The organism is Sporosarcina koreensis, assembly GCF_000826145.2.
Lineage (GTDB): Bacteria > Bacillota > Bacilli > Bacillales_A > Planococcaceae > Sporosarcina > Sporosarcina trichiuri.
Genome location: NZ_LN651337.1, coordinates 1,521,282 through 1,546,108, shown reverse-complemented (window position 1 = coordinate 1,546,108; position 24,827 = coordinate 1,521,282). Strand labels below are relative to the sequence as shown.

General features: G+C 52.2%; 23 protein-coding genes. 17 read left to right on the top strand and 6 right to left on the bottom strand.

Going from position 1 to position 24,827, the window contains the following annotated elements:
• Positions 1–46: 46 nt before the first annotated feature.
• The 4 genes from BN1190_RS13335 to BN1190_RS13320 all read right to left on the bottom strand — a co-directional run bounded on the left by BN1190_RS13335 (position 47) and on the right by BN1190_RS13320 (position 3,636).
• Positions 47–1,894 (bottom strand): hypothetical protein, encoded by a 1,848-nt coding sequence (locus BN1190_RS13335; RefSeq protein ID WP_040287494.1) that lies wholly within the window; start codon positions 1,892–1,894, stop codon positions 47–49.
• 21 nt (positions 1,895–1,915) lie between these two features.
• Positions 1,916–2,404, bottom strand: a complete 489-nt coding sequence (locus tag BN1190_RS13330) for a prepilin-type N-terminal cleavage/methylation domain-containing protein (protein ID WP_040287493.1) — start codon at positions 2,402–2,404, stop codon at positions 1,916–1,918.
• Between the two features lie 15 nt (positions 2,405–2,419).
• The gene (locus tag BN1190_RS13325) at positions 2,420–2,848 is read right to left on the bottom strand and encodes a prepilin-type N-terminal cleavage/methylation domain-containing protein (RefSeq protein WP_040287492.1); all 429 of its coding nucleotides are present in this window, start codon (positions 2,846–2,848) and stop codon (positions 2,420–2,422) included.
• A 305-nt stretch (positions 2,849–3,153) separates the two neighbouring features.
• Entirely contained in the window at positions 3,154–3,636 is a 483-nt protein-coding gene (locus BN1190_RS13320; RefSeq protein ID WP_040287491.1) for a sigma-70 family RNA polymerase sigma factor, read from the bottom strand.
• Between the two features lie 369 nt (positions 3,637–4,005).
• Here BN1190_RS13320 and BN1190_RS13315 point away from each other — a divergent pair, with 369 nt between their 5' ends.
• The 13 genes from BN1190_RS13315 (at position 4,006) to BN1190_RS13255 (ending at position 17,042) form a co-directional block, all read left to right on the top strand.
• Complete coding sequence (locus tag BN1190_RS13315; RefSeq protein ID WP_040287490.1) at positions 4,006–4,419, top strand: YkvA family protein; 414 nt, start codon at positions 4,006–4,008, stop codon at positions 4,417–4,419.
• 281 nt (positions 4,420–4,700) lie between these two features.
• On the top strand, positions 4,701–5,789 hold the full coding sequence (locus BN1190_RS13310; RefSeq protein WP_244898718.1) for a DNA sulfur modification protein DndB: 1,089 nt from the start codon (positions 4,701–4,703) through the stop codon (positions 5,787–5,789).
• Positions 5,783–6,820, top strand: a complete 1,038-nt coding sequence (locus BN1190_RS13305; RefSeq protein WP_144036113.1) for a DNA sulfur modification protein DndB — start codon at positions 5,783–5,785, stop codon at positions 6,818–6,820. The genes BN1190_RS13310 and BN1190_RS13305 overlap by 7 nt, the downstream gene beginning before the upstream one ends.
• Positions 6,821–6,970: 150 nt before the next feature.
• Positions 6,971–7,558: a competence protein ComK gene (locus BN1190_RS13300; RefSeq protein WP_052461884.1), complete on the top strand. Its 588-nt coding sequence runs from the start codon at positions 6,971–6,973 to the stop codon at positions 7,556–7,558.
• 533 nt (positions 7,559–8,091) lie between these two features.
• Entirely contained in the window at positions 8,092–9,186 is a 1,095-nt protein-coding gene (locus tag BN1190_RS13295) for an ABC transporter ATP-binding protein (protein ID WP_040287487.1), read from the top strand.
• Complete coding sequence (locus BN1190_RS13290) at positions 9,183–10,100, top strand: carbohydrate ABC transporter permease (protein WP_040287486.1); 918 nt, start codon at positions 9,183–9,185, stop codon at positions 10,098–10,100. Before BN1190_RS13295 ends, BN1190_RS13290 begins: the two co-directional genes overlap by 4 nt.
• Positions 10,097–10,909 carry a carbohydrate ABC transporter permease gene (locus BN1190_RS13285; protein ID WP_040287485.1) on the top strand — a complete coding sequence of 271 codons (813 nt, stop codon included), beginning with the start codon at positions 10,097–10,099 and terminating at the stop codon, positions 10,907–10,909. The genes BN1190_RS13290 and BN1190_RS13285 overlap by 4 nt, the downstream gene beginning before the upstream one ends.
• Positions 10,910–10,930: 21 nt before the next feature.
• On the top strand, positions 10,931–12,268 hold the full coding sequence (locus tag BN1190_RS13280; RefSeq protein ID WP_040287484.1) for an ABC transporter substrate-binding protein: 1,338 nt from the start codon (positions 10,931–10,933) through the stop codon (positions 12,266–12,268).
• A gap of 24 nt (positions 12,269–12,292) precedes the next feature.
• A complete protein-coding gene (locus tag BN1190_RS13275) occupies positions 12,293–13,048 on the top strand; it encodes a glycerophosphodiester phosphodiesterase (protein ID WP_052461883.1) in 756 nt (251 codons plus the stop codon).
• Between the two features lie 343 nt (positions 13,049–13,391).
• The gene (locus BN1190_RS13270; RefSeq protein WP_040287483.1) at positions 13,392–14,720 is read left to right on the top strand and encodes an MFS transporter; all 1,329 of its coding nucleotides are present in this window, start codon (positions 13,392–13,394) and stop codon (positions 14,718–14,720) included.
• Between the two features lie 24 nt (positions 14,721–14,744).
• The gene (locus tag BN1190_RS13265) at positions 14,745–15,527 is read left to right on the top strand and encodes a sugar phosphate isomerase/epimerase family protein (RefSeq protein WP_040287482.1); all 783 of its coding nucleotides are present in this window, start codon (positions 14,745–14,747) and stop codon (positions 15,525–15,527) included.
• 23 nt (positions 15,528–15,550) lie between these two features.
• Positions 15,551–16,243 (top strand): MgtC/SapB family protein, encoded by a 693-nt coding sequence (locus tag BN1190_RS13260; RefSeq protein ID WP_040287481.1) that lies wholly within the window; start codon positions 15,551–15,553, stop codon positions 16,241–16,243.
• Positions 16,244–16,259: 16 nt separating this feature from the next.
• Complete coding sequence (locus BN1190_RS13255; protein WP_040287480.1) at positions 16,260–17,042, top strand: HAD-IIA family hydrolase; 783 nt, start codon at positions 16,260–16,262, stop codon at positions 17,040–17,042.
• Here BN1190_RS13255 and BN1190_RS13250 read toward each other — a convergent pair.
• Positions 17,037–17,600 (bottom strand): glycerol-3-phosphate responsive antiterminator, encoded by a 564-nt coding sequence (locus BN1190_RS13250; protein ID WP_040287479.1) that lies wholly within the window; start codon positions 17,598–17,600, stop codon positions 17,037–17,039. The two genes, BN1190_RS13255 and BN1190_RS13250, sit on opposite strands and share 6 nt — an antisense overlap.
• A 162-nt stretch (positions 17,601–17,762) precedes the next feature.
• Between BN1190_RS13250 and BN1190_RS13245 the strand changes: the two genes are divergently transcribed.
• Positions 17,763–19,415, top strand: coding sequence for a glycerol-3-phosphate dehydrogenase/oxidase (locus BN1190_RS13245; protein WP_425313926.1), 1,653 nt, complete (start codon positions 17,763–17,765; stop codon positions 19,413–19,415).
• A 440-nt stretch (positions 19,416–19,855) separates the two neighbouring features.
• Here BN1190_RS13245 and BN1190_RS13240 read toward each other — a convergent pair whose 3' ends face one another.
• Positions 19,856–20,338, bottom strand: a complete 483-nt coding sequence (locus tag BN1190_RS13240) for a sigma-70 family RNA polymerase sigma factor (protein ID WP_040287477.1) — start codon at positions 20,336–20,338, stop codon at positions 19,856–19,858.
• Positions 20,339–20,702: 364 nt separating this feature from the next.
• On the opposite strand from BN1190_RS13240, the gene BN1190_RS13235 reads away from it, so the two are divergent.
• The 3 genes from BN1190_RS13235 (at position 20,703) to BN1190_RS13225 (ending at position 24,675) form a co-directional block, all read left to right on the top strand.
• The gene (locus tag BN1190_RS13235) at positions 20,703–21,935 is read left to right on the top strand and encodes a Fic family protein (RefSeq protein ID WP_040287476.1); all 1,233 of its coding nucleotides are present in this window, start codon (positions 20,703–20,705) and stop codon (positions 21,933–21,935) included.
• A gap of 655 nt (positions 21,936–22,590) precedes the next feature.
• Positions 22,591–23,178 (top strand): competence protein ComK, encoded by a 588-nt coding sequence (locus tag BN1190_RS13230; protein WP_040287475.1) that lies wholly within the window; start codon positions 22,591–22,593, stop codon positions 23,176–23,178.
• Positions 23,179–23,508: 330 nt separating this feature from the next.
• Positions 23,509–24,675, top strand: a complete 1,167-nt coding sequence (locus tag BN1190_RS13225) for a M20 family metallopeptidase (protein WP_040287474.1) — start codon at positions 23,509–23,511, stop codon at positions 24,673–24,675.
• Positions 24,676–24,827 lie beyond the last annotated feature (152 nt).

Genomic DNA, 24,827 nt, shown 5'->3' with positions numbered 1-24,827 from the left:
AGTTAAAAGTTTCCTGACGTTCTACTGGGAAAATTGAAACGTTTCATCAGTAAGTCACTTTATCCACAACCGGAGCTTTCCAGTCAATGGTTCCGGTGTTCTCCGGTTCCTCAGGAGTTTCCTCGGTTTGGACGGCACATTTTTTGCTGAATTCCTCGGGTGCTAGCTGAATGATATTTTTGCTGGAATGGTTCGGGGTGCTCGTTTGCGTCTGATAGTAGATTTTGCTGTTTCCATCCATCTTCAAGTCCCTGACCTTCAGGTTGCCGGCACATACTTTTGCGTTTTCGAGTCGCAGGACGTCGGAGTCCAGTGAACCGGTGGCCATCGTGGAGTTGTTCAGCTTTAATGGAGTGGAAGAAGCGATACTGGCGGCGGTCAGCACGCTGTTCTCCAAATTCCCGCCGTTTGTGAGCGACAGTCCGCTGCTGATGATGAGCCTCGAATTGTCCAGCTTGAAGTTCACATTTGCCGTATACTTTCCTTTGACGAGCATCTTTACATGCTCCAGGTCTGTACCGTTTGTTGCCTTAACTTCGCCGCCGATGGATATATCAGAGTTCTTGCTGAGGAGCTGCGTTGAGGTGTGCGTCAGATTTCCGCCAATCTGGACCTTTGAATTATAGATTTTCGACCCGTTCGCTGCCGTTACATCCTTAGCAATTTTCACATCGGAGCCTTCTGCGTAAAAGAGTCCGCCTCCGAAGTTCATAGTATCGCCTATCTCAATTCGGGAGTTATAAAACTCGGCTCCCCCTGATTGGTATGTGGTCGTCACCTTCAAATCGGTGTTCTTGAAAGTTGCGCTATTATTCGCCTTGTAGGTTTTTGCAGCGATGATCGAATTCTCGATTTCCGATTGCTGGAATGTCAATGTGTCATTGATCGTCAGATGGGAGTTGGAGATGTTCGCTTTCCCTCCGCTGTTATTCAAATTAGTCGTCTGTAGCTTTGTCTTATTGATGGTGATGGACTGGTAGGCTGTAATATTGCCGCCGACCGTCAGTTGAGTGTCTTCCATGAAAAAGCTGGCAGGCGTGAAATTCCCGCGTATGTTGAGGGACGAATTCTCGACATGGACATTCCCCCAGGAATCCAGCTTACCTGTCAGATAGACTCCTGACTTATTGATTGTATAATTGGGTTCGCTGATTTCCTGCTGCGCACACTGTTGGTTTTCCAGCAGACGTCCCTTGGGTTGACATGCAGAAGCCGGCTTACTGATTGCGGCCGGTTTCTCGGGAGTCGCCGGCGGTGCAGGTGCTTTCAAAACAGGCATCCCGATCAGGCTTCCTGTGCTGTCGTTTTTATCATCAGGATTCTCAGGCTTTCCTCCGTTCACTGTGAGGACTTGCGGAAAGATGAACCGGAGTTCGAAATCCAGGTCTTTCGTTTTCGGCTTATCCTCCTGTGGCAGCTTTCCTTCCACTGTACCTTTTACAATCAGATAGGCAGTGCTGCCGTCCTGTTCTGTGTCTATATCAGCAGCTGTCAGGTGATGGGTATACGTACTGAAAAGGTCGGTTTCAGGACTGTCCTTCAATTTCTTCAGCTCTTGTATTTTTGTCTCTAGCTTGTTTCTGAAATTTCCTACCATCTTTAGCTGAATGGCTGTGTAGTTGATCGGTTTTTTATCAGCGATATAGCTGCTCACCAGGCTGTTGAACTCAGCCTCCAGCTGCTGTTCATCATACAGCTGCTTCAGATGCCACGCGTAGTAATCGACACCGGCTTCAGCAGAAACAACGACCAGATTGTTCTGATCGAGCGTCTGCCCCTGGGTGGCATTGCTGATCGCCCCGCGCATGAAGACAGCGGTGATGACGGTGATGAAGACGATGGCGAACAAGACGATCAGCAGTGCATACCCTTGTTCTTTTTTCACCTGGCGCATAGTATCGGTCCCTCCGTCCATTTAAGGTTTCTGTCTGTCCTTTGTCCGGTACCGTGAAATCGTCGTCGGCACCGTGACCGCCTTCTCATGACCCGGCCGCACCATCGTATCCAGCACAGTGAACCCCGGCAGTTCCAGGTTTTCCTTCGTGGGTGAGTAGGTCCGGTCTACATACTTGTTGCCCGCACTGTCTCCGGCACGATATTGGAAAGCGTCGCTGATCACTTTATTATACTCACCAAGACTTTGACCGTCCGAGTCTCTGCACGATTCGACCTGGACTTTTTCCTCCGAGATGATCAAACGGTAAGTGTCACAGTGACGATGGACTTGCTGGAGGTCGGTGATGACGAGATTGGCCTCCTGCTGCAGACGTAGAGTTGAGGTTTCCGTTAGATTGAACTGCGATGCAATGGAGATGACAGACCATATGATGCCGGACACTAACGCGACCAGCACGAGGGCGGCCAGCACTTCGACCAGTGTCATTCCTTCTTCCATTTGCTCCATTGTCATTTCACCCCTTTACCTGAGCTCCACGTACCCGAACGACTCACTGGTCAGCTTTCCGTCCTCTTTGACGGATATATGTATCTTGTGAAGGAGCGGAACAGGTGCTGAATCGCTGCAGGCATACTTCGGTCCACCTGAAGTCTTTTCTGCATCATGGCAATCGACTTGAATATCATAGCCGGTCTTTGAGAAGTCATACGTCTCATAGGGATTGGCAGGTGTGCTGCTGCTCCGTTTTCGATCAGGGGTCAACCGGGCAGGGGCTTCCTTCAGCGCCGCCAATTCCTGTTTCGCCAGGTTCATCGTCACAATCTTCGACTCGGTCCGCTGGTTGAATAAGTCCATTTGCGGAAAGATCCTCATGAACCCGACGAACACGATCCCGAGAATCAGGAGTGCAGCGAGCACCTCCACCAGCGTCAATCCTTTTTCGTTCTCCATACCCGCTCATCTCCTCAAACATCCGTGTATAGTAAACGGAACGTCTTGTCAACTAAGTCTATATTCTCATTAATAGGGCGGGAAAGTAAAGGTTTGCTTTAAAAATTATTATTCAATGGATATTAATACCTGTATTTCTGTGGAACTGTTGTAAAAGTGATAGAGTGATGATTGCCTGTATACGATACAAATCAGAAACGAATCAGAATAGTGTCCGAGTTGTATGACCCACAGGCACGCTGAAAAAAAAGGCATATTGAAAAAAAGACTTCACGGAAATCCCTCCCCGCAAAGTCTTTTCAAATTCAATTCCCCAACTGCCCTCGTAACTTCCCCAGCAGCCGCTCGCGCCGTTTCTTCACACCCGCCACCGATATCCCGAAATGGGCGGCGCAGACCGTCTGCATCACGCGATCTTCATATAACAGGGTGACAAGTTCCTTCTCTTCCGCTGTCAGCTGTGCCAGCACCTCTTCCAGCCGGCTGGAGGCCGATGTGTCGCTGTCTGTCTTCGTGCTTGCGTGCTCCAGCAGGTCGTCCTCTGCCGGCACATGGACGTCGCTGAACCGGGTCTCGCGCTTCAGTTCGTCCAGCAGCGCGCCATGGATGGATCGGTAGGCATAGGGCGGGAAGTCGCCCTTCGTTTCGTCGAACCGGCTCCACGCCTGCCAAAGGGCAATGCGGCCTGCCTGGCGGAATTGTTCGAACTCCCGGTAGATATGCAGTTTGCGGATGATCGAGGAGATCATCGGCTCATATTGCTCCAGCACTTCTTCAAATGGACTCATGATAAGCAACCTTTTCAGGTCGTGCACGACGCGTTGTATTCCCTGGGTGAGTCCATCATAAGAGAGTTGGGACAGGGAGGCGAACGGCCGTTTTTGAAGAATGAACAGGGCATTCTTGAGAAATGCCCGGGTGTTTCTGAAGGTTGTGCAGGGGACTTATGAAATAGAGAAGTATTTGTGTATTGCAAAGTAGAAGTGCAGACTTGTACAGGGCGGCCGTGTGAAATCCGTATACCCGTTGGGGGCTGGTCTGTTGGTGCGGATTGGTTTACAATACTCATTACTATCCGTACAACACCTGACTTGTGTGAAGCGATTCATGCAAGGGTAGACAAAAGTATCGTGAAAATGATGGGAGAGGTGAAAACGATGACAGAGGTACAGGATGATTACTCGCAACATTACTCGGACAGCAAGTTTTGGCACAAACTAAAAAAGTTCGGAAAGAAGGCAGGCGTGAAAGTCGCCTATGCCGCATTGCTTCTTTTCTATACAGCCAAGAAACCAACAACGCCTAAAAAAGCGAAAGCTTCTATTTTTGGCGCACTCGGCTACTTCATACTTCCGCTCGACATCATTCCGGATTTCACTCCAATTGCCGGGTATTCGGATGACTTAAGCGTTCTGCTAGTGGCATTACTGACTGTCGCAGCCTATATCGATGCCGAGTCGAAACAGGAAGCCAAGGACAAGTTAGTCAATTGGTTCGGGGAATCGGTTCTGGAAGACGTTTCTGCAATGGATAAAGATCTGGAGAAAAAGCGGAATGAAAAAAAGGACTAAACTTGAGCCGAAGTCATCTTTTTTAAAAACGTCTCACCAAGTGCTAGCGGCATATTTGGTGAGACGTTTTTTTGTCGTGGGAGTGTCCGGTTGCCTGGATTCTCCTAAGTGAATTCCGCCAGTACCATATAACAGGGGGATCGTCAATATTCTGACGAAATCTTTATCAATTAAAACGGAATTTGAAAATTAGGAACACAATAATTTTTTATGTAGACAATTCCAATTTGCATGGATATACTTAAAAATATTGGAAGGGGTGTATGAGGATGGATGGAGGTGTGAAAACAGAGATCCCGGGTATTTTGCATGAGCAGTTCGGGAAAGAAGTCTTACTGACACAAATGCGGTTCAAGACACTCGAGGCGATTTTCGAGGTTGATTCGGAAGTACAGCGTCAGTTGGACATGAAGAAGCGGGGAAGTATACGGAGTTTCATCATGGATAATCTCGAGGCAGGTGAGCCGGTCTATTTCTCGCCATTTGTTTTTTCGAGCCGGAGGCAGATTGTCGTGGATGAGGGCAAATTCACATTGCCTGAGGGCTGTAAACTTTACATCAGCGACGGGCAGCATCGTGCGGCTGCGTTATCGTCAGCGCTCATTCAATTGAAGTCGGAAAGGGAAGCGAATGAGGAGACGGGCGATCTTAAAGAAGCCCGTCGTGTTCAGGGGAAGATCGATCAGATACATAATTTGCCGATCACGCTTCAGATCTATCTGGATTTGACAACACAGGAAGAGCAGCAGATGTTCACGGATTTGAACTCTGAACGCGCAGAAGCGAACCCGGGGTTACGGATGCAGTACGACCACCGGGATCCATATACAACCCTTACCCGCAATGTCGCAGAAGAATTGCAAAATCGTATGCATATAGAAATGAAGTTATCCCGGCTGTCGGAGCAAAGCGGAGCGGTGACGACATTGACCACGATGCGCCGTTGCTTGGTCGCCCTGTTCGAAGGGACATTGACGGAACGGAAGGGGCAGGCGTATTTCAGGAACTGCAAACCGTCCGAAGTGCCTACGATAGCACGTATGTTCTTTGAATCATGGGAAGACGTGTTCCCGGCGGAAGCGTGGTATGCGGAAGGCTCCGTCTGTTCGAAGTCGGGCGTGCAGTTAGCGCTTGCCCAGACGGCGTGCAACCTTTCCCGGGGCGAACGGATTCCGTATGAGGCCGCGTTTGCGCAGCTGACTTTTCTCGGTAACCGCTGTACGTGGCAGCCGGACGATCCTCTCTTCTCGCATATGTACGACGAATCATCCAAACGGCTGAAGCATCATTCGTCATCAACGAGCATCAAGCGGACCATGATGAAGTTCCTGAAGGTGATTGAGGAGGAAAGGGCGGCGGTGTTGTGTTGACGGATACAGTGTTTTCAAAGAAGCAGGGGATTGCAGTCTATCGGTTGGATGAGTTGATCGATCGGCTGGAGGATGAGCGGATCGAAACCCGGCACGAGACGAATCCGCAGATTACATTGATCCGCCGATATATGCTGGATAATTTGGCGAGTGGCCAAGTGTATTTTCCGCCGCTTGTCGCCCGGGTACCGGAAGGGGCCTTGGCAGACGGACGGCCGGATCGGTTTGCGGTAATCGATGGTACACAGCGGCTGAGGGCTATGGGGCAATTGCGCCCATTCATCACCCGCCTGATCGGCAGTGATGTACCAGGGGATCACGCCAAGGGCTATCTGATGAATAAGATGCTCGATAAGATCTACATATCCGTCCAGCTGTTCGAGGGATTCACTGATGAGGAGGCCGACCAGCTGTATATCGACCTGAACACGAAGGGGAAAAAGGTCTCTCTTTCGAAGCGCATTGCGTATGACTCGCGAAACGAGCTCAACAAGATCACGAACTTGCTTGTACGAACACATAAGGGACTCCAAACAGCAGGGATCGAGCAGGAAAAGCTTTCGATCCATCGGCCTCGGAACGTGAAGCTGGTGTCCTTGTCACAACTGCGGCGTCTCGTCGGCTACTTCATGACCGGTCAAGGGGTGAATGCCAAGCCGTCCATGCAGCAGGAGACGGTGGTGAATGCGGAAGAGTATCTGGATGTGATCGGTCATTGGCTCGATGAACTCTTCGCGCTGCACCCGGCCGTTTCGATCGGGAACTACGAAGTGTCCATGCTGGCGAACTATTCGCTGCTTGCAGCAGTCGCGGAGTATGCATATGAGGGCCTCCATGATGCGTTTCCCATACAGAAGAAAGACGTGATCTTGGAGCGGATGCGGCGGCTCGGTCACGTGGATTGGAATTCCAAGCATCCTCAGTGGCTGGAGTTTACAGGCGCGGAACGGAAAGGGCTGTACTTCCTTGATACGTCCAAAGCGAACTACTCGGAGCTCCTCAACTGGCTCCGGCTGAAGGGAGGTGAGTGATTGGGCAGGAACGCAAGAAATCCCCGAGTGTATAAGTCATGACGGACTCACTCGGGGACGGCAAGCAGGGGTATACCTGCTTACGATGGTAAGTATACCCCTTTTTTTCATCCAAAATCAATGGCTTGTAAAAAGAGGAGGATAAAACAGATGAAGTACGATGCAAAACTGATATTGACAACACAATTGGAAATTCTCATCCCGCATTACAATGATGTCGGAGGATTGGTGACGATGACTATGGAGGCCGACCGGGAAACGGAACTCACCCTGCCGCCGAGCAGGCTGGTCGATCTGAACTTGCGACTTGCCGGATCCAGTCTGCAGGGTGCCCGGGATAGTGCGGCGCTGATCCTCGGAACGCGGAGCAAAGTGCCGGTCGTGATCAGCCGGAAGCATGGCATGAGCTTGATGCCGATTACATGGCCGGATTTCTCCGAACGCGGCTGGGTGAACAAGCTGCAAGTTCAATACTATCTCCCGAAACAGACAGGCGTGACGACCGTTCACATGAAAAGCGGGAATGTCTACGAAGTCCCATGCAGTTACAATGTGTTCGATAACAGCATGAGCAAAGCCCGGAGACTGCACAGCGAGCTGACCGGACGCGACCAGCAGATCTTCCGAGAGCCCGCCATCCTCACACAAGCCTTCCATGTGCAGAAAGGGAAAAGCACGACCTATGCCGTGACGGACGAACCATCCCATGTCGCTGAATGGAAGATGGAATGGACATGATGGAGATAAGACCTCTCCCCTGATCGGGTGAGGGGTTTTTGGTTGTTTCGCGTTGTGCTATTCTGTCACTGTTACTAATTGTGTTGGAGTTATGTGGTGTACGAAAGCTAGGTCGTCTTCGCTTCAAGGAAGACGACCTTTTTTTATGTTACAGAGATTGACTTTGTCTTTTGCGGTTGCCTGTGTGCGATACAATTCAGAAACGAATCAGAATAGTGTCTGAGTTGTGTGATGCACAGGCATGCTACTTACGAATTGTGCCGGGATGCCGATAAATTCGGCGGAGTGTCCGATGGTTTGCGAGATATGGCCGATATGCCGGGCGAAGTGGCCGATACTTCAGGCGGAATGTCCGATACTGCACAGGATTTGTCCGATATGGCCCAAGGCGGCGTGCTGGCTGAGTTGTGTGGAGCGCAGTTGAGCACCTCTCACGCTTAACCATCCCTTTACCAAACCCACACATCCCCTCCATGAGCCCTTTACATACGCCTAGTATGCTTGGATTGTATTCAATTAGGAGGTTGGTATGAATGAAGGCGATCGACACCAGAAATCTGAACAAAGCTTATCACGGAGATGCCCTGGTGCTTGAAGACGTAAGCTTCGACGTTCAGCAGGGGGAGTTTTTCGCGATTGTCGGCCCGTCCGGCTGCGGGAAAAGCACGCTTCTGCGGATCATTGCGGGGCTCGAGCGGCTATCGGGCGGCACCCTGTTCATGAACGGCGAAGACTCAGGTGACAGACGGCCGGATGAGCGGGAGATCTCGATGGTCTTTCAAAACTATGCCCTGTTCCCTCATCTGAGTGTCGCCGAGAATATCATCTTCGGCCTGCACGTCAAGAAGGTTTCGAAACAGCAGCAGCGGCAGCGCTGTCTGGAAGCGGCCCGCTTATTGGGGCTGGAGGAACTGCTCGACCGCAAACCGCGTGAGCTGTCGGGCGGTCAGCGCCAGCGTGTGGCACTGGGACGTGCGATTGCCTCGGAAGCGCCGATCTGCCTGATGGATGAACCGCTGTCGAACCTGGATGCGAAACTGCGCACAAAGATGCGTGCCGAAGTCCGGCAGATCCAGCGCCGACTCGGGATGACGATGATCTATGTGACACATGACCAGGTGGAAGCGATGACCATGGCGGATCGGATCATGGTGCTGAACGAAGGGAGCGTCCAGCAGATCGGCCGGCCCCTGGATGTCTATAACCATCCCCAGAACCTATTTGTCGCCACGTTCATCGGCTCCCCGCCCATGAACGTCACGGAAACCGTGCGGAATGGCCGGCAATTGCAGCTGACAGACGGATGGGAAGTCGCCGCACCCCTTGTCAAAGAAGATGTCGTGGCAGGTGTCCGTCCTGAGCATCTTACATATGCCGCACAAAGGACGCCATCGTTCACCGCGGCGGTCGAGCATATCGAAGTCCTCGGGACAGAGACGCTGCTGATGTTCCGTATGAACGGACAGCTGTGGATCGCCAAATGGCCGGGGCAATGGGACTTCCAGGAAGGGGAGGAGATCCCGCTGGCAGTGGATGAGGCGCATATCCATCTCTTCAGTGCGGCCACGGGACAGCGCATCGACCCACATCTGCTGCCTGCCGGGCGGTCGATGGAGGCTGCCTTATGATCGCAGTGAAAGACCGGATCCGTGCCGAACCGAAAAGCAGACGGCGGTTCCCCGTACTGCTGGAGGGGCTGCTATACTTGCTGCCATCCATACTGCTGTTTTCGGTCTTCCTGTTCTATCCGATGTTCAAGACCATCTATCTGAGCTTGTTCCTGACGGATGCTCAAGGCCAGGCGCAAGTGTTCGTCGGCTTGGAGCATTACAGTCAGCTGCTCGGCTCTCCGACTTTCAGGGCCAGTTTGAAGGCGACCGTCCTGTTCGTGCTGTACACCGTGCCGGCCGGTGTGATCCTGGCACTCGGCCTGGCGCTGCTGGCGAACCAGAAGCTGAAGGGCATCGGCTTTTTCCGGACCATCTTCTCGTCCACGATGGGCATGAGTGTCGCCGCGTCATCTGTCATCTGGCTATTCATGTATAACCCGGCCATCGGTATCGCCAATACCATCATGAAGTCAATCGGGCTTTCGGAAATGCAATGGCTGCTCAACCCGGATACCGCACTGCTGTCGGTGGCGATCCCGACCATCTGGATGAACACCGGCTTCAGCTTCCTGATCCTGCTCGGAGGGCTACACAATATCGATGCAAGCCTGTATGAGAGCAGCCGGATCGCGGGTGTCAGCGATTTTTATTCGCTGCGTAAAATCACGCTGCCGTTGCTGTCGCCGACCTTGCTGTTCATCGTCACCATCTCGCTGATCAACTCGTTCCAGACATTCGGTCAGATCGATATCTTAACGAAAGGCGGACCGATGGAATCGACGAATGTCATCGTCTACTCTATCTTCAAAGACGCGTTTGTCAACTTCAACATCGGTTCAGCCAGTGCCCAGGCGGTCATCCTATTCGCCTTCATATTGGTCGTCACGATTTTGCAGTTCAAGTGGAGCGAAAAGAAGGTGCACTATCAATGACATGGAAAAAGAAATCCCTATTATATGCTCTGTTGTTGGTAGCGTCGTTCGTGATGTTCTTTCCGATCCTGTACGCCTTCTCGATCAGCTTCATGCAAGGCGGTGAAGTGCTGAAGGGGCAGATTGTGCCGAGCGGATTTTCGTTCACCAATTATGAGGCTGCCATGCAGAAAGTGCCGCTGCTGCGGTATCTGTTCAACAGTTTCATTGTCTCCACACTGATCATGGTGGGGCAGGTCGTCTTTAGCTGTCTCGCCGCATTTGCGTTCACGTTCATCCCGTTCAAAGGGAGGAATACGATATTTCTGATCTTCATCTCCACGATGATGATCCCATGGGAAGCGACCATGGTCCCGAACTTCCAGACAATCCGCTCGCTCGGCTGGACCGATACATACCTCGGACTGTCTGTGCCTTTCTTCGCCATGGCGTTCGGGACGTTCCTGCTGCGTCAGCAATTCAAGACGATCCCGCTTGAAATGTACGAAGCGACCCAGGTGGCAGGCGTCAGCCGATTCCAATTTCTCTGGAAAGTCGTACTGCCTGTTTCGAAGACTACATTAGTCACACTGGCGATCTACAGTTTCCTGACTGCGTGGAACATGTACTTATGGCCGCTGCTGGTGACGAATGATGAACAGATGCGCACCGTGCAGATCGGCCTGAAACAGATGCAGTCGCAGGAAGTTTCCACTGAATGGGGTGTGGTGATGGCGGGCGCGGTTCTCGTCATCCTTCCGACACTGGTTCTCTTGTTCCTGGGCCAGAAACGACTGCAGGAGGGCCTTACACGAGGCGCAATTAAATAAACGGACCGGAGGAATGGACAAATGAAAAAACCTACAATCCTTTTGACACTGATGACGTTGCTGGTGCTGCTATTGGCCGCCTGCAACTCGGAAAAAGAAGCGTCCCCAAAAACGACAGGTGAGGCAGACGAGCCGGCCGGGAAAACGGAAGTCGTGTTCTGGCATGCGATGAGCGGGAAGCTCGAGGAAGTCATCGATCAGCTCGTTGCGGATTTCAATGACCAGCAGGACGATATCGAGGTGAAAGCTGTGTTCCAGGGGTCCTATGAAGAATCCATCACGAAATTCAACACGGTAGCCGGAACAGAAGATGCCCCGACCATCATGCAGGTGTTTGAAGTGGGTACGAAGTACATGATGGATTCCGGAAAGATCCAGCCGGTCCAGAAATTCATCGATGCCGAGAACTATGACACGGGGAAATGGGAGAAGAACATCACGGATTATTACAACGTGGACGGAGTACAGTACTCGATGCCGTTCAACTCCTCCACACCGGTCCTGATCTATAACAAGGATGCGTTCAAAGACGCAGGTCTCGACCCTGAGGCCCCTCCGGCGACGTACGAGGAACTGAAAAAAGCGGCGGATGCCCTGACTTCCAAAGAGCAGTACGGCTTCTCCATCCTGAACTATGGGTGGTTCATCGAAGAATTGATTGCTGCGCAGGGCGGGCTGTTCGTCAATGAGGAGAACGGACGTGCAGGCGATGCCACGGAAGCGGTCTTCAACGGAAAAGAAGGACAGGAAGTCTTTGGATTGATCAGCAGCATGTACAAAGACGGGACTTTCTACAATTCGGGTCAAAACTGGGATGATATCCGTGCGGCCTTCCAATCCGGTAAGATCGCGATGTACCTGGATTCCTCCGCAGGCGTCCGGGATGTAGTGGAACAGTCATCATTCGATGTCGGGACGGGCTACTTGCCAGTCCCTGAAGCGAGTGATTGGGAAGGCGTCGTCATCGGTGGTGCATCGCTATGGATGGCGAACGAAATCGAGGAGTCCGAGCAGCAGGCAGCATGGGAATTCATGAAGTACCTGGCATCGCCGGAAGTCCAGGCGACATGGCATGTGAATACCGGTTACTTCGCCATCAACACGGACGCCTATGAGCAGGACATCGTCAAAACCGAGTGGGAAAAATACCCGCAGCTGAAAGTCACAGTCGATCAGCTCAGCGATACGAAGACATCCGTCGCGACACAAGGCGCACTAATATCCGTGTTCCCCGAAACGCGTCAGAAGGTCGTCAGTGCCATGGAGAGCCTCTATCAGGGAACCGACCCGAAGGAGGCCTTGGACCAGGCAGCCAAAGCGACGGATGATGCGCTCGACATGGCCAACCGGAAAAAATAGCTTACTGGAAAGGGGGAGAACGGGATGACGGCACCTTTGATTTTTGCCCATCGCGGGGCGAGCGGCGCCTTCCCTGAGAATACAATGATTGCATTCGAAGAAGCCAGGATCGCCGGGGCTGCAGGCATCGAACTGGATGTCCAGCTGACAAAAGATGGTCAAGCCGTCGTCATCCATGACGAAACGCTGCAGCGCACGACGGATGGAACGGGATATGTCCGGGACTTCACGCTGACCCAGCTAAAGAGACTGGACGCCGGCAGCTGGTTCGCCCCTTCCTATTCGCAAGAGAGGATCCCGGCTCTCGAAGAGGTGCTCCAGTGGATGAACAGAGACGGCAACGATCTGCGCGTCAATATCGAATTGAAGAATGATATCATCCCGTACGATGGTCTTGAGGAGAAAGTGCTGGCTCTGATTGCAGCGTATGATGCCGAGGAACGGATCATCCTGTCTTCGTTCAACCCCGACAGTCTGAAACGGGTACGGATGCTGAATCCTACAATCGAAATCGGCTACTTGATCGCGGGGGTGCCTGACCTGGCGGTGGAGACCGCCATCCGGATAGGTGCTGATGCCATCCACTGCCAGACGGAATATGCCCTGTCCCGGTATGCAGGGGAAGCCGGACAAGCAGGTCTTCCGCTGCGCATCTATACCGTCAACCGGCCGGATGTCCTGATGCGTCTGTCCGAAGCGGGTGTTGACACGGTGATGACGGATGAGCCGGGACTTCTTAAGGGGGTGCCTGTGCATCACACAACTCGGAAACTATTCTGAATCGTGTCTGAATTTTGTGGTGCACAGGCACCCAGCAAGGATGCCGTACAATAATTTAGAAAACTCTTGACACTCATAAAACTGCAATTTACACTAGAGTGGACATCAAATGAAACGCTTTCAATTCAGGAAGCTTACTAGTCAATCGGGCAGAGACGATGAGAAACCCGGTGAAACCAAAGCTGTCGGCGCAATCATGTGCTGGGAGGTTCTTTGGTTTCGCCGGGTTCTCTTTGTTTTTGGACAGGGAGGGATTTGCGGACAAGCACGGCAAGCCGTTTCAGCAGTCGGGTGTACGTTGGGGTGTATGACCAATCACAAAATGGAAAAGAGGGAAAAGGAAATGGCATATGATTATATGGACAATCCGGCAGATCCGGAAAAACTCAGGAAGTTTCAACGGAAAGTGAAGATCGTTTCTGCGGGGGGGACGTTCCTCGATGGGTTCGACTTGACGATTATCGCGGTAGCGATGCCGCTGATCTTGAAACAGTGGGACATCATGCCGATTGAGCAGAGTCTGCTTGTCGCTGCGGCGATAATCGGTTCCTTCATCGGGGCCGCGTGGCTCGGCAGTCTGACGGACTCGTTCGGCCGGAAAGCGATGATCACGATCGACTTGCTTGCGTTTGTATTGTTCGCGGTTTTGACAGCTGTGGCGCCGAACGTCATTTGGCTGATCGTCTTCAGGTTCCTGCTCGGGATCGGGATCGGGGCGGACTATCCGATTTCGGCGACTCTCGTTGCTGAATTCAGTTCCACCAAAAACCGGGGCAAGCAGGGGACGTTCCTTGCGGCCATGTGGTTTGTCGGGGCAGTGGTCGCCTATGCAAGCGGAATTCTGCTTGAGCCGTTCGGCGATAATGCGTGGCGTTACATGTTCCTCCTAGGTGCGATCTTCGCAGTCATCATCTTCCTCTTCCGGATCGGACTACCGGAGTCGCCAAGATGGCTTGCGTCGAAAGGAAGGGAAAAAGAGGCGGAGAAGATCGTCTTCGACTTGACAGGAAGCGTCGTCGAAGTGAAACCGGAACCCGAGCGCGCAAAAGTGAAGATCAGCGCCTTGTTCTCCCAGAAGTTCATCAAGCGGACGATTTTCGTATCCGGTTTCTGGTTCTGTTACGCGACATCGTATTACGGCATTTCCATGTACACACCGACGATCCTGTCGGCAGTCACAAAGGGTTCGCTGCATCAGACATACATCGCATCATCGGTCGTCAGTGTCCTCGGCCTGGTGGGCGCCATCATCGGGATGAACCTGGTCGACCGCTGGGGGAGACGCCCGCTGCTGATCACTTCGTTCACCGGACTGACAGCCGGGCTGACAGTGTTGGCGTTCAATCCGCATCCGACGCTTGTGTTCCTCGTCGTGCTGTTCAGTATCGCCGTCCTGTTTGCCAATATGGGCGGAGGCATCTTGAACTTTGTCTATCCGACGGAATTGTTCCCGACGAGCATCCGGGCGGGCGCCTCTGGCTTTGCGACGTCCGTTAGCCGGATCGGGTCCATCCTCGGTGTCCTCGTCTTCCCGAACGTCGTCGCTGTCTGGGGGAACGCCGCGGCATTGGGAGTATTCGCCGTCGTGGCGCTTTCAGGTCTGATTATCACGATCGCACTTGCACCAGAAACGAAAGGCCGCAAACTCGAAGAGATCAACCCGGAAGTGTAACCACTATCAGAAAGGATGTTGAAGATGGAGAAATGGCTGAGTCTCTGGTCGATGGGCCAGACGAAAACCGAACAGGATATGAAAGCGATCCGCCAGGCCGGATTTGCCGGTGTGGAAATATGGGCGGAACATCATTCGGCGGAAGCCGATATGGCATTGGCTGCGGACGCGGGGCTGAAAGTCGGGCTCCATCTGCCGTTCCATGATTTGAACTTGGCCACGCCGTATGAAGGCGTCGGTACGGTGATCACGGAACGGAACAAGTATTGGCTCGGCAAGCTCGGTGAACTGGGCGGCGGGCATGCGGTGATCCACGGCGGGTCGGCCTGGGCGTCGGAGGATGAGGAAGACGCCGGTGCACGGGTCGTCGGACGTCTGCAGCAGATTCGTGCATTGGCGGACGAGCACAACGTGCAGCTGCTGTTCGAAAACCAGATTCCGGACAAGCTGAACTACATGCACATCTTCCCCTCGTCAGTGGACGAGTGGATGTCCATATTGGACAAGACACAGACTGCGGCTTGCTTGGATACAGGACATCTTGCGGTGCTCGGCGCGCCTCTGGCGGAGACCGTGGCGCGGCTCGGCAATCGCCTGGCGTCCGTCCATTTCTCCGACAATGATATGAAGGGGGATCTGCACCAGCTTCCCGGTGACGGAGCGACACAGACCGGTACCCGTGAATTGGTGAAGATCCTGAAGGAGAATGGGTACCAAGGACCCGTCGTCTTCGAGATCAATCCGTACACATACACACTTGCGGACATATTGGAGCACCCATCGGTCACTGCACAGTTGGACGAGTAGGTGTCGGATGAGGAGGAGAATGTATGGATTGGCTCGATATTGAACTCATCGGCAAGCTCAGCATCTCCGCTGTATTAGGCCTCATCATCGGACTGGAAAGGGAACTGAAACGCAAGCCGCTCGGACTGAAGACCAGCTTGGTCATTTCGATCGTCAGCTGTCTGCTGACGATTGTCTCGATCGAGTCCGCCTACACGTTCCCCGGCAGCACCCATTTGAATATCCAGATGGATCCCCTCCGTCTCGCTGCGCAGATCGTCTCGGGAATCGGGTTCCTCGGAGCCGGCGTCATCTTACGGCGCGGCAACGACCGGATTTCCGGACTGACAACAGCCGCCATGATCTGGGGAGCGGCCGGTATCGGGATTGCTGTCGGTGCCGGCTTCTACCCGGAAGCGATATTCGGCGTGTTCCTTCTGATGCTCAGTGTGGAACTGATCCCGTACCTCACCGCCAAATACGGACCGAAAAACCTGCGGAGACGGGACCTGATTCTCCGGATCACGGTCAATGATGCAAAAGGGATCGAAGCGGTGATGAATGATCTGGAAGACCAGAAGTTTGTCATCAACCAATCAAAAATCAAGGATCTGCCGGAAGAACATACCCATCTGCTCGAAATCCGCTCCAGAGTGAGCGTGAAGCGGATGATACCCGAAATTTACCATCTCATTAAAGAGATCGACTATGTACAGACAGTGGAGATCATCAGTTGACAAGAGGGAGAGAGGCATGCAAAAAGGCTATGTATTTGACTTGGATGGAACGATCTATTTGAGCGAGGACCTGATAGACGGCGCAAAAGAGGCCATTCGTTCGCTGCGGGAGCGGGGGGACAAAGTCGTGTTCCTGACGAACAAGTCGATCGCCCGGCGGACCGAATACGTGGAGAAGCTGGGCAGGCTCGGTATCGGCGTCACTCTTGATGAAGTCGTCAGTTCCAATTATATAACGGCGCATTATTTGAAGTCCGTATTGGAGGATTCCCAGGAAGTCTATGTCATCGGGGAAGAGCCCTTGGTCGAAGAGCTGAGGCAGGAAGGGATTGCACTGACCGGTGACTGGGCAAGCGCATCGTATGTGGTCCTCGGCTGGGATCGGAGCTTCACTTACGAAAAGATCAACGCCGCGTTCCAAGCGTGGAAAAACGGGGCTGTCCTCATTGCGACAAACCCGGACCGCACCTGTCCTGTGGAAGGCGGGGAGCTGCCGGACTGCGCAGCGATGATCGGTGCGCTCGAAGGGGTGACGGGGGAGCAGATACTGGTCACCGGGAAGCCCTCCGGCCTGATGGCAAAGTTCGTCATGGAGAGTGTCCTCGGCATGCCGGCGGATCGTTGCGTCATGGTAGGGGACCGGCTGGAAACCGACGTAAAGATGGCGAACGAAGCCGGCATGACCTCTGTGCTGGTGCTGTCCGGCATCACAGATGCTGCGATGGCAGAAGCCTCGCCTGTCCAGCCGGACTACGTGCTGGAGAGTGTGGCCGCTTTGCCGGCACACCCCGGCTTATAAATCCAATTCCCACATCTCCGGGTTGCCGGAAGAGACGGCGAGGGCGCCGCATCGGAGTGCTTCGTAGACTTCCGAAGCTTCCGTTATGAGACCGCCGGCGATGACCGGAAAATCGAGCGTGCTCGATAACTGATCGATCACTTTCGTGATGACGCCCGGCATGATTTCGATGGCGTCCGGCTTACTGGAGTTCACCATTTCGATCCCTTTCGTCACGGCACTGCCGTCCAGCAGGAAGATCCGCTGGATGGTCATCAGCCCCATATCGGAGGCGTACTTGATGAGGTGGCTCTTGGTCGTGATGATGCCCGTCGGTCCCCATGTCTCTTTGACAAAGGAGATCGCGCTTTTGGAATTGGCGAGCCCGTCGATGAAGTCCAGATGGAGGAAGACGCGCTTACCGGCGTTTTGCAGGCGCTCGATATAGATGCCTGCCGTCAGCAGATCGCCGGTCAGGAGGAACACGATATTCACGTTGCTCGTCAGTGCTTGTTCCAAACTTTTTTCAGTATGTACGGAAGCGATCATTTGAGACTCGACCATGTCGATGAAATTCATGAATGACATCCTTTCGATCTGAGGATTCTGACTACAGTATACCATGCCCGTTGTAATTGAACACGGCCGGAGATGATGAGAGAGGCCATTACAATCACCCTTATTTGCTGTGGGCAATTGTAATGGCCTTTCGCTATATAGAAGACGGAGGAGATGGTTGAAGTGAAACAATTTTCCTGGCAGGAACGGCAGCGCATTCTGAAGCAGCTGCCTGATGAGCCCTATGACGTGATAATTATCGGAGGGGGGATTACAGGAGTGGGCATCGCGCTGGACGCGGTGTCGAGGGGCGCGAAAACGCTGGTGGTCGAAATGCAGGACTTCGGTGCAGGCACGTCGAGCCGCTCCACCAAGCTGGTCCATGGCGGATTGCGGTATCTGAAGCAACTGGAAGTGAAAATGGTCGCGGACGTCGGAAAGGAGCGGGCGATCGTCTATGAGAACGCCCCCCACGTCACCCATCCCGAATGGATGCTGCTCCCCTTCTACAAAAGCGGTACATTCGGCAGGTTTTCAACATCACTCGGCCTGCGTGTCTATGATTTCCTGGCAGGGGTGAAACGGTCGGAGCGCAGGAAGATGCTCACGAGGGAAGAAGTTCTCCAGCACGAACCGCTGCTGAACGGGGACGGGCTGATCGGCGGGGGAGAATATGTGGAGTATCGCACAGACGATGCCCGGCTGACCATTGAAGTCGCAAAAAAAGCCGCCGAGCTGGGGGCGGATCTGTTGAACTATGCGAAGGTCACCGGTTTTCTCTATAAGTCTGCGGGCACTATGACAGGCATACAGGTGACCGATCAGCTCACCGGCAAACTGGCTGAAGTGCATGGGGAAGTGATCGTAAACGCATCTGGTCCATGGGTGGAAAGAGTGCTCGATCTCGATAAGAGGATTGCCGGAAAAAAACTGCAACTGACCAAAGGAGTTCACTTAGTGTTCGATCACAAGAAATTACCACTTCACCAGCCGATCTACTTCGATACACCAGACGGCAGGATGATATTCGCCATTCCGCGTAATGATAAGACGTATGTCGGCACAACGGATACTGTCTTCGAAGAAGAACTGGAAAATCCGGGAATAACGCTGGAGGATAAGACGTATATCGTCAACGCCATCGCGCAGATGTTTCCCGATGCATCGGTCGATATGTCAGATATCGAGTCCACCTGGGCAGGGGTCCGCCCGCTTATCCAGCAAGAGGGGAAAGGACCGTCGGAAATATCCCGGAAAGACGAAATCTGGGAATCGACAAGCGGCCTGTTGACGATTGCCGGCGGAAAGCTGACGGGCTACCGGAAAATGGCGCAGACGATAACGGACAAGATTGCCCAGCGACTGGGAAACGCAGGTGTCAAATTAGCACCGTCCATAACAAAAACGCTTAAACTATCAGGCGGGGACTTCAATAGGGCTTCCGATTACCATCCCTTTGTAGAGAATCGGGCACGCGAACTGACAAAGCTCGGTCTGACGTACCAGGATGGTCTGAACATCGCCTCCCAATACGGCACGAATACCGACACGATTGCAGGCCTTGTGAATAAGACATCCGCCAGCACAAAGCTGCCCCTGGCCATCCGTCTCACCTTGCAATACGCCATCGATCACGAAATGGCCATCACGCCTGCTGACTATTTCATACGTCGGACAGGAGCGCTCTACTTCCATATCGACTGGGTCCGCAAATGGAAAACACCAGTCATTGAGTACATGGCGGAAGAGATGGGCTGGTCGAACGAGCATCAGATTGAAGTGATCCGGGAATTGGATGAAGCAATCAAGACTGCAGCAACTGAGAACGTGACTTGAAAATTGTGATATGTGAAAGGACTTCTGAAAAAATCTTCAGAAGTCCTTTTTGGGTGGGGTTTGTAGTGGGCTGCAGGAACAGATTACAGCAGTGTTTAATATCCACCCTGTTAGCTATTTCACTGTTTGGTGATCTATGTATCGTGCAATTCAGTGAATTCTCGAATAGATGAGACATTGTCGTCTAGTAGAAAGGGGTGGTCGAGAACGAATCATTCATTCTGGGCATTGATTTGTTATGTTTGAAGAGGGACTTTTTTCGTCAGAAATCCAAACCATTTATGACTCTGCTAGTTCTGATGAAAACAAAGCGTCCTCACCCGAACAGTAATAGATAATACGGCCGTTGGTCACCTCCCGTTTACGCAGAGGTGACAAATGCTCAGGATAAAAAAGACTTCGCGGAGATCCCTCTCCGCGAAGTCTTTCACTTTTCCGATTCAACTCCCCAACTGCCCCCGCAGCTTCCCCAGCAGCCGCTCCCGCCGCTTCTTCACCCCCGCCACCGAGATCCCGAAATGGGCGGCGCAGACCGTCTGCGTCACGCGGTCTTCGTATAGCAGGGTGACCAGTTCCTTCTCTTCCGCTGTCAGCTGCAACAGCACCTCTTCCAGCCGGCTGGATGCGGATGTGTCGCTGTCCGTCTCCGTACTCACGTATTCCAGCAGGTCGTCTTCTGCCGGGACGTGGACGTCGCTGAATCGGGTCTCGCGCTTCAGTTCGTCCAGCAGCGCGCCATGGATGGACCGGTAGGCATAGGGCGGGAAGTCGCCCTTCGTTTCGTCGAACCGGCTCCACGCCTGCCAAAGGGCAATGCGGCCTGCCTGGCGGAATTGTTCGAACTCCCGGTAGATGTGAAGTTTACGGATGATCGAGGAGATCATCGGCTCGTATTGCTCCAACACTTCTTCAAACTGATTCATGGTTCTCAACCTTTTCAGGTCGTGCACGACGCGTTGTATTCCCTGGGTGAGTCCATCATAAGAGAGTTGGGACAGGGAGGCGAACGGACGTTTTTGAAGAATGCGCGGGGTGTTTTCGCGGAATGCCCAGGAGTTTTTGGAGTTTGTGTTGGGGATTATTGAAATGGGGAAGTATTGTCGGGAAAGATTTTTGGGGTCTCGTGTGATGAAGCGGAGGACGACACAGACTCCTTCCTCGAGATGGTGTCGGGGTTGTGTAGTGCGCTTTATTGAAAAAATAATTGTGTAATTTGGTGGTTACCGGGGGAGACTCCTGATAAGATTTAAAAAAGAACTCTTTTTTTGAAATCAGGGGGGTCCTGGTATGTCATACGAGAAGTTATCCAAGATTTTTTATAAGCTGGATGCGGCTGACTATATGCACGAATACCATACTCGGGTTTCCGGGTATGGAAGCTATGTAACAGGCCTTTCTATAAATGCATTTAAAAGGGGCCGTACGACCGAGGATTCGTTTGAGTTATTCTATGTGAACACGCCAAGACTCATGGACCTGCATTCCGAAGTTCTGCTGAACAGCTCGAAAATCGCTTCATTGGTCGCCAAGTTGCCTCAGTTTGCAGTGGAGCCGTATTTCCACAAGCTGATCATCAACGAAGCGCAAAGTACGAATGAAATCGAAGGTGTCAAAAGTACAAAGAAAGAGCTGAGCGATGCGCTGGATGACATTATGAAATCTGAGTCAGGGCACAAGCGTTTCATAGGGTTGATGAAAACCTACTTGCATATTGAAGACATCGAACCGTTTGAAGAGCTGCAGTCGTTCAGGGACCTGTATGACGAGCTGGTCGCCGATGAAATCTCTTCAGACAATACACCGGACGGAGACATGTTCCGGAAGGGATACGTGGAAGTGAATGACGGTTCGGTTACCACACATATCGGAGTCAGGACAGAGATGCGTATCCGTACCAATCTTGAAAAACTGATCGCCTACCTGCAAGACCCGTCGCATCCCGACCTCTATAAGTATATGGTCGCTCATTATTATTACGAGTATACCCATCCTTTCTATGACGGGAATGGAAGAACGGGGAGGCTGCTGGTCGGCAGTTACCTGGCCAGATACTTGGATCCCTATACGGCCATATCCCTTTCCTATGCGGTGAACAAAAACAAGACGAAATACTATAAAGCGCTGGAAGAGGTTGCGGCTCCGCTTAACAGAGGGGATCTCACTTTCTTTCTGATCGACATGCTGGAATTGCTGGCATCCGGACAACAAGGCGTTATTGACGATTTGGAAGACAATCTGGTGAAGCTTACACATATCAAACAAAACATCTCAGATGAGACGTGGGCAGAAAACAAACTGGAAAAGCAGCTGCTGTATGTCATTATCACGATGAATGTATTCATTCATGAGGATACCGAGGTATCCATGTCTATCCTGCGGAAAGTGTCCGGAGAATCGAGATACCTCATTAACAAATCCATGGCGTCCCTCATTAAACACGAGTATGTGGAAGTTGTATCGAAAAATCCGAAGACCTATCGCCTGGACAGGGAGTTTCTTGAAACGATTCTGCCTGTTTGAACCAAAATCTTTTCATGGAAGCTGCACGGTGTACAGGCGCGCAATACAGAGTTGGATCACGCAATATCACTGGGTCTTTCAAGTTCGTGTTATAGAAAAAGAGGTCACTATCCGCACCAGGATAGTGACCTCTTTTCCTTTGTGAAACATCTGCAATCCGCTCCACCTGTCACCAAACATCCAAATGACCGATAAAAAGATACCAAGTGGAAAAATAAAGTAGACAAACCATTTTTGTTTGACTATACTGAAAATAATGAAATAAAATGCGGCAATGGTCATAGGTGAGTGTGCTAAATCTACTAAAGCTACTAAATGTATAGGGTGTTCCAGTATGAACTATGTACTGCTGATACATATACCGATTTTGGTGAATGCGCTGGTTGAAGCGGGAAATCAAGTGTCAGATTGGCGCCAGACGCCGTGAATGCCTGTAATGGTTCGATAAAAAAGCGGCCTGTGTCACTCTTATCGTACGGCTGCGGCTGAAGGGAGGTGAGCAGTTGGAAGGCACGAACATGAAAAGTCCCCGAGTGTGAACGTCGGCGAAGACATCACTCGGGGAACGGAAGCCGGGGTTGCCGGCCTATGGCCAGTATACCCCTTTCTTTGCCCTGTAATCCAGCGCGAACTTTGAAAAGGGAGGAAATCGAACATGAAGAACAATGATCAATTGGTACTGACAACGCGGATCGAGGTGCTGATGCCGACCTATGATGAGGAAGGGGTGCTTGCCGCTCATCGGATCGAAGCGGACAGCAGCGACATCCTTCCATATGAGCCGACGGAGCTTGTGGACCTGAACCTCCGGCTTGCCGGCTCAAGCCTGCGGGGTGCCCGTGACAGCGCGGAACTCATTCTGCGCTCCCGGAGTAAGACACCGATCCTCCTGAGCCGGAAGCATCGCATGTGCCTGATGCCGTTCGCCTGGTGCGGCTTCCCGGACCGCGGCTACGTCAACGAGCGCCAAGTGGCCGACTACGAACCGCACGGCCGCCGGATCACCACCATCTTCATGAAAAGCGGCAACATCATCGACGTTCCGTGCAGCATCGACGTCTTCGAAAAAAGCGTCGACCGCGTCAAACGTCTCTGCAGCCGTCTGGACGACCGCGACGAACGGATTTACCGGAAGCCGGGACGTACTGTGCAGGCGTTCCATATCGGCAAAGGTGCCGGGTTGAACTTCGTCCTCCTCGGGGATGCGAAACGGAAGGACAGGAAGATTGTGAAGCTGAAATGATGGGACAGACCTCTTGCCTGGGTGGGTGAGGGGTTTTTGGTGCTGATTAAAATAGAACCTGTAATTTTGAAATGGCTGTTGTTGCATAGTGGTATGGAAGTCTGGAGAAACACCAACGGCTGGAGACATAGGTAAGCAGAAGTGAAACCAGTAAGATAGGGAAGCTACAGTTTTAAGCAGAACAAGAAAGGTTCAAATGCCAGTCTTATATCATTCATATATCAGTAAAATAGTTTATATATATTTCACATATGAATCGCATCCATTTACACTGATCTATAGAGAACCGGATTAGATCGGGGATTGTCACCTCAAGGAGGAGGTTTCACAATGGATGAGAAAATAACAAACATGTGTCAATTTATCCGCGAACAAGAACAGGTGGCGAAGAAGTATTTGCGGCAGCTGGTCAATACAGACAGTCATTCCTACGATAAGGGTAATGTTAATGCGGTGGGAAAAATTATCCAAGAAGTGCTGCATCATTATGATATTCCATTCACTGTGCGGGAAAACGAGTCATACGGCAATCATATTATCGCTACAGTAAAAGGAAGACAACCGGGGAAGATTCTGTTGATGGGCCATCAAGATACGGTCTTCCAAACTGGAACGGCAGCCGGACGGCCATTCTCTGAGGATGGGACGTTTGCATACGGACCAGGTGTGTCGGATATGAAAGGCAGTTTGGTCAGTATGATTGTGACAGCGGCAGCCGTAAGCATGTTTGCTTCTGCGGAAATTTGCGATCTTGAATTGCTGTTCACGCCAGATGAAGAAATCGGATCGCCGGTTTCCGAGGCTGTCATCCAAGAGCGGGCTGCAGATGCAGCCGGCGTCTTCAATATGGAACCAGCCCGGCCGGATGGATCGGTAGTGACCTCCAGAAAAGGTTCCGCCCATCTGAGAATCGATGTTACAGGGAAAGCGGCCCACTCAGGATCCGCAATCGAACAAGGCATCAGTGCGATAGATGAACTGGCGCACAAAATCATTGCAGTCAAACAGCTGATGGATCTGGAGAAAGGCGTGACCGTCAATATCGGAACTATCGAAGGGGGCATCGCGAATAATACAGTAGCACCGACAGCCCATTGTACAATCCATGCAGGTTTTTGGAGGGTGTGTGAGTTTGAACAGCTGAAATCCGCTATCCAGGCGATTGCGCATCATTCCTATATCGAAGGAACGGTTTCTGTACTGGCGGTCGGTTCAGGCATCCTGCCAATGGAGGAGAGTGAACAATCCTGTAAGCTGTTTGACATCGTGAAACGGGCAGGGGAACAGGTAGCGGTCCCTGTGAAAGGAACGGCGACCAAAGGAGCCGCAGATGCGGGCTTCGCTGCAGCGCTTGGTGTACCGACAATTTGCGGGATGGGTCCGGTCGGTGGGAACTGGCACTCAGAAAGTGAGTACCTGGTACTTGATTCCTTGGTGCCGCGCATGCAGCTGACGGCTGTCAGTCTCCTGTTGTATTGCCGGTCGTTGACGAGATGACGCATGGACAAGATAGTTTGGCAGAACTAAAAAACCGGACGTCCCAAGGATAGTTGTTGACTGTCCCCTGGAGCGTTCGGTTTTTCTGGTGTTATTAAATTGTCGAGTCCCTTTGAATCGTTCAGTCTGGATACGATTCAATCAGGCATATA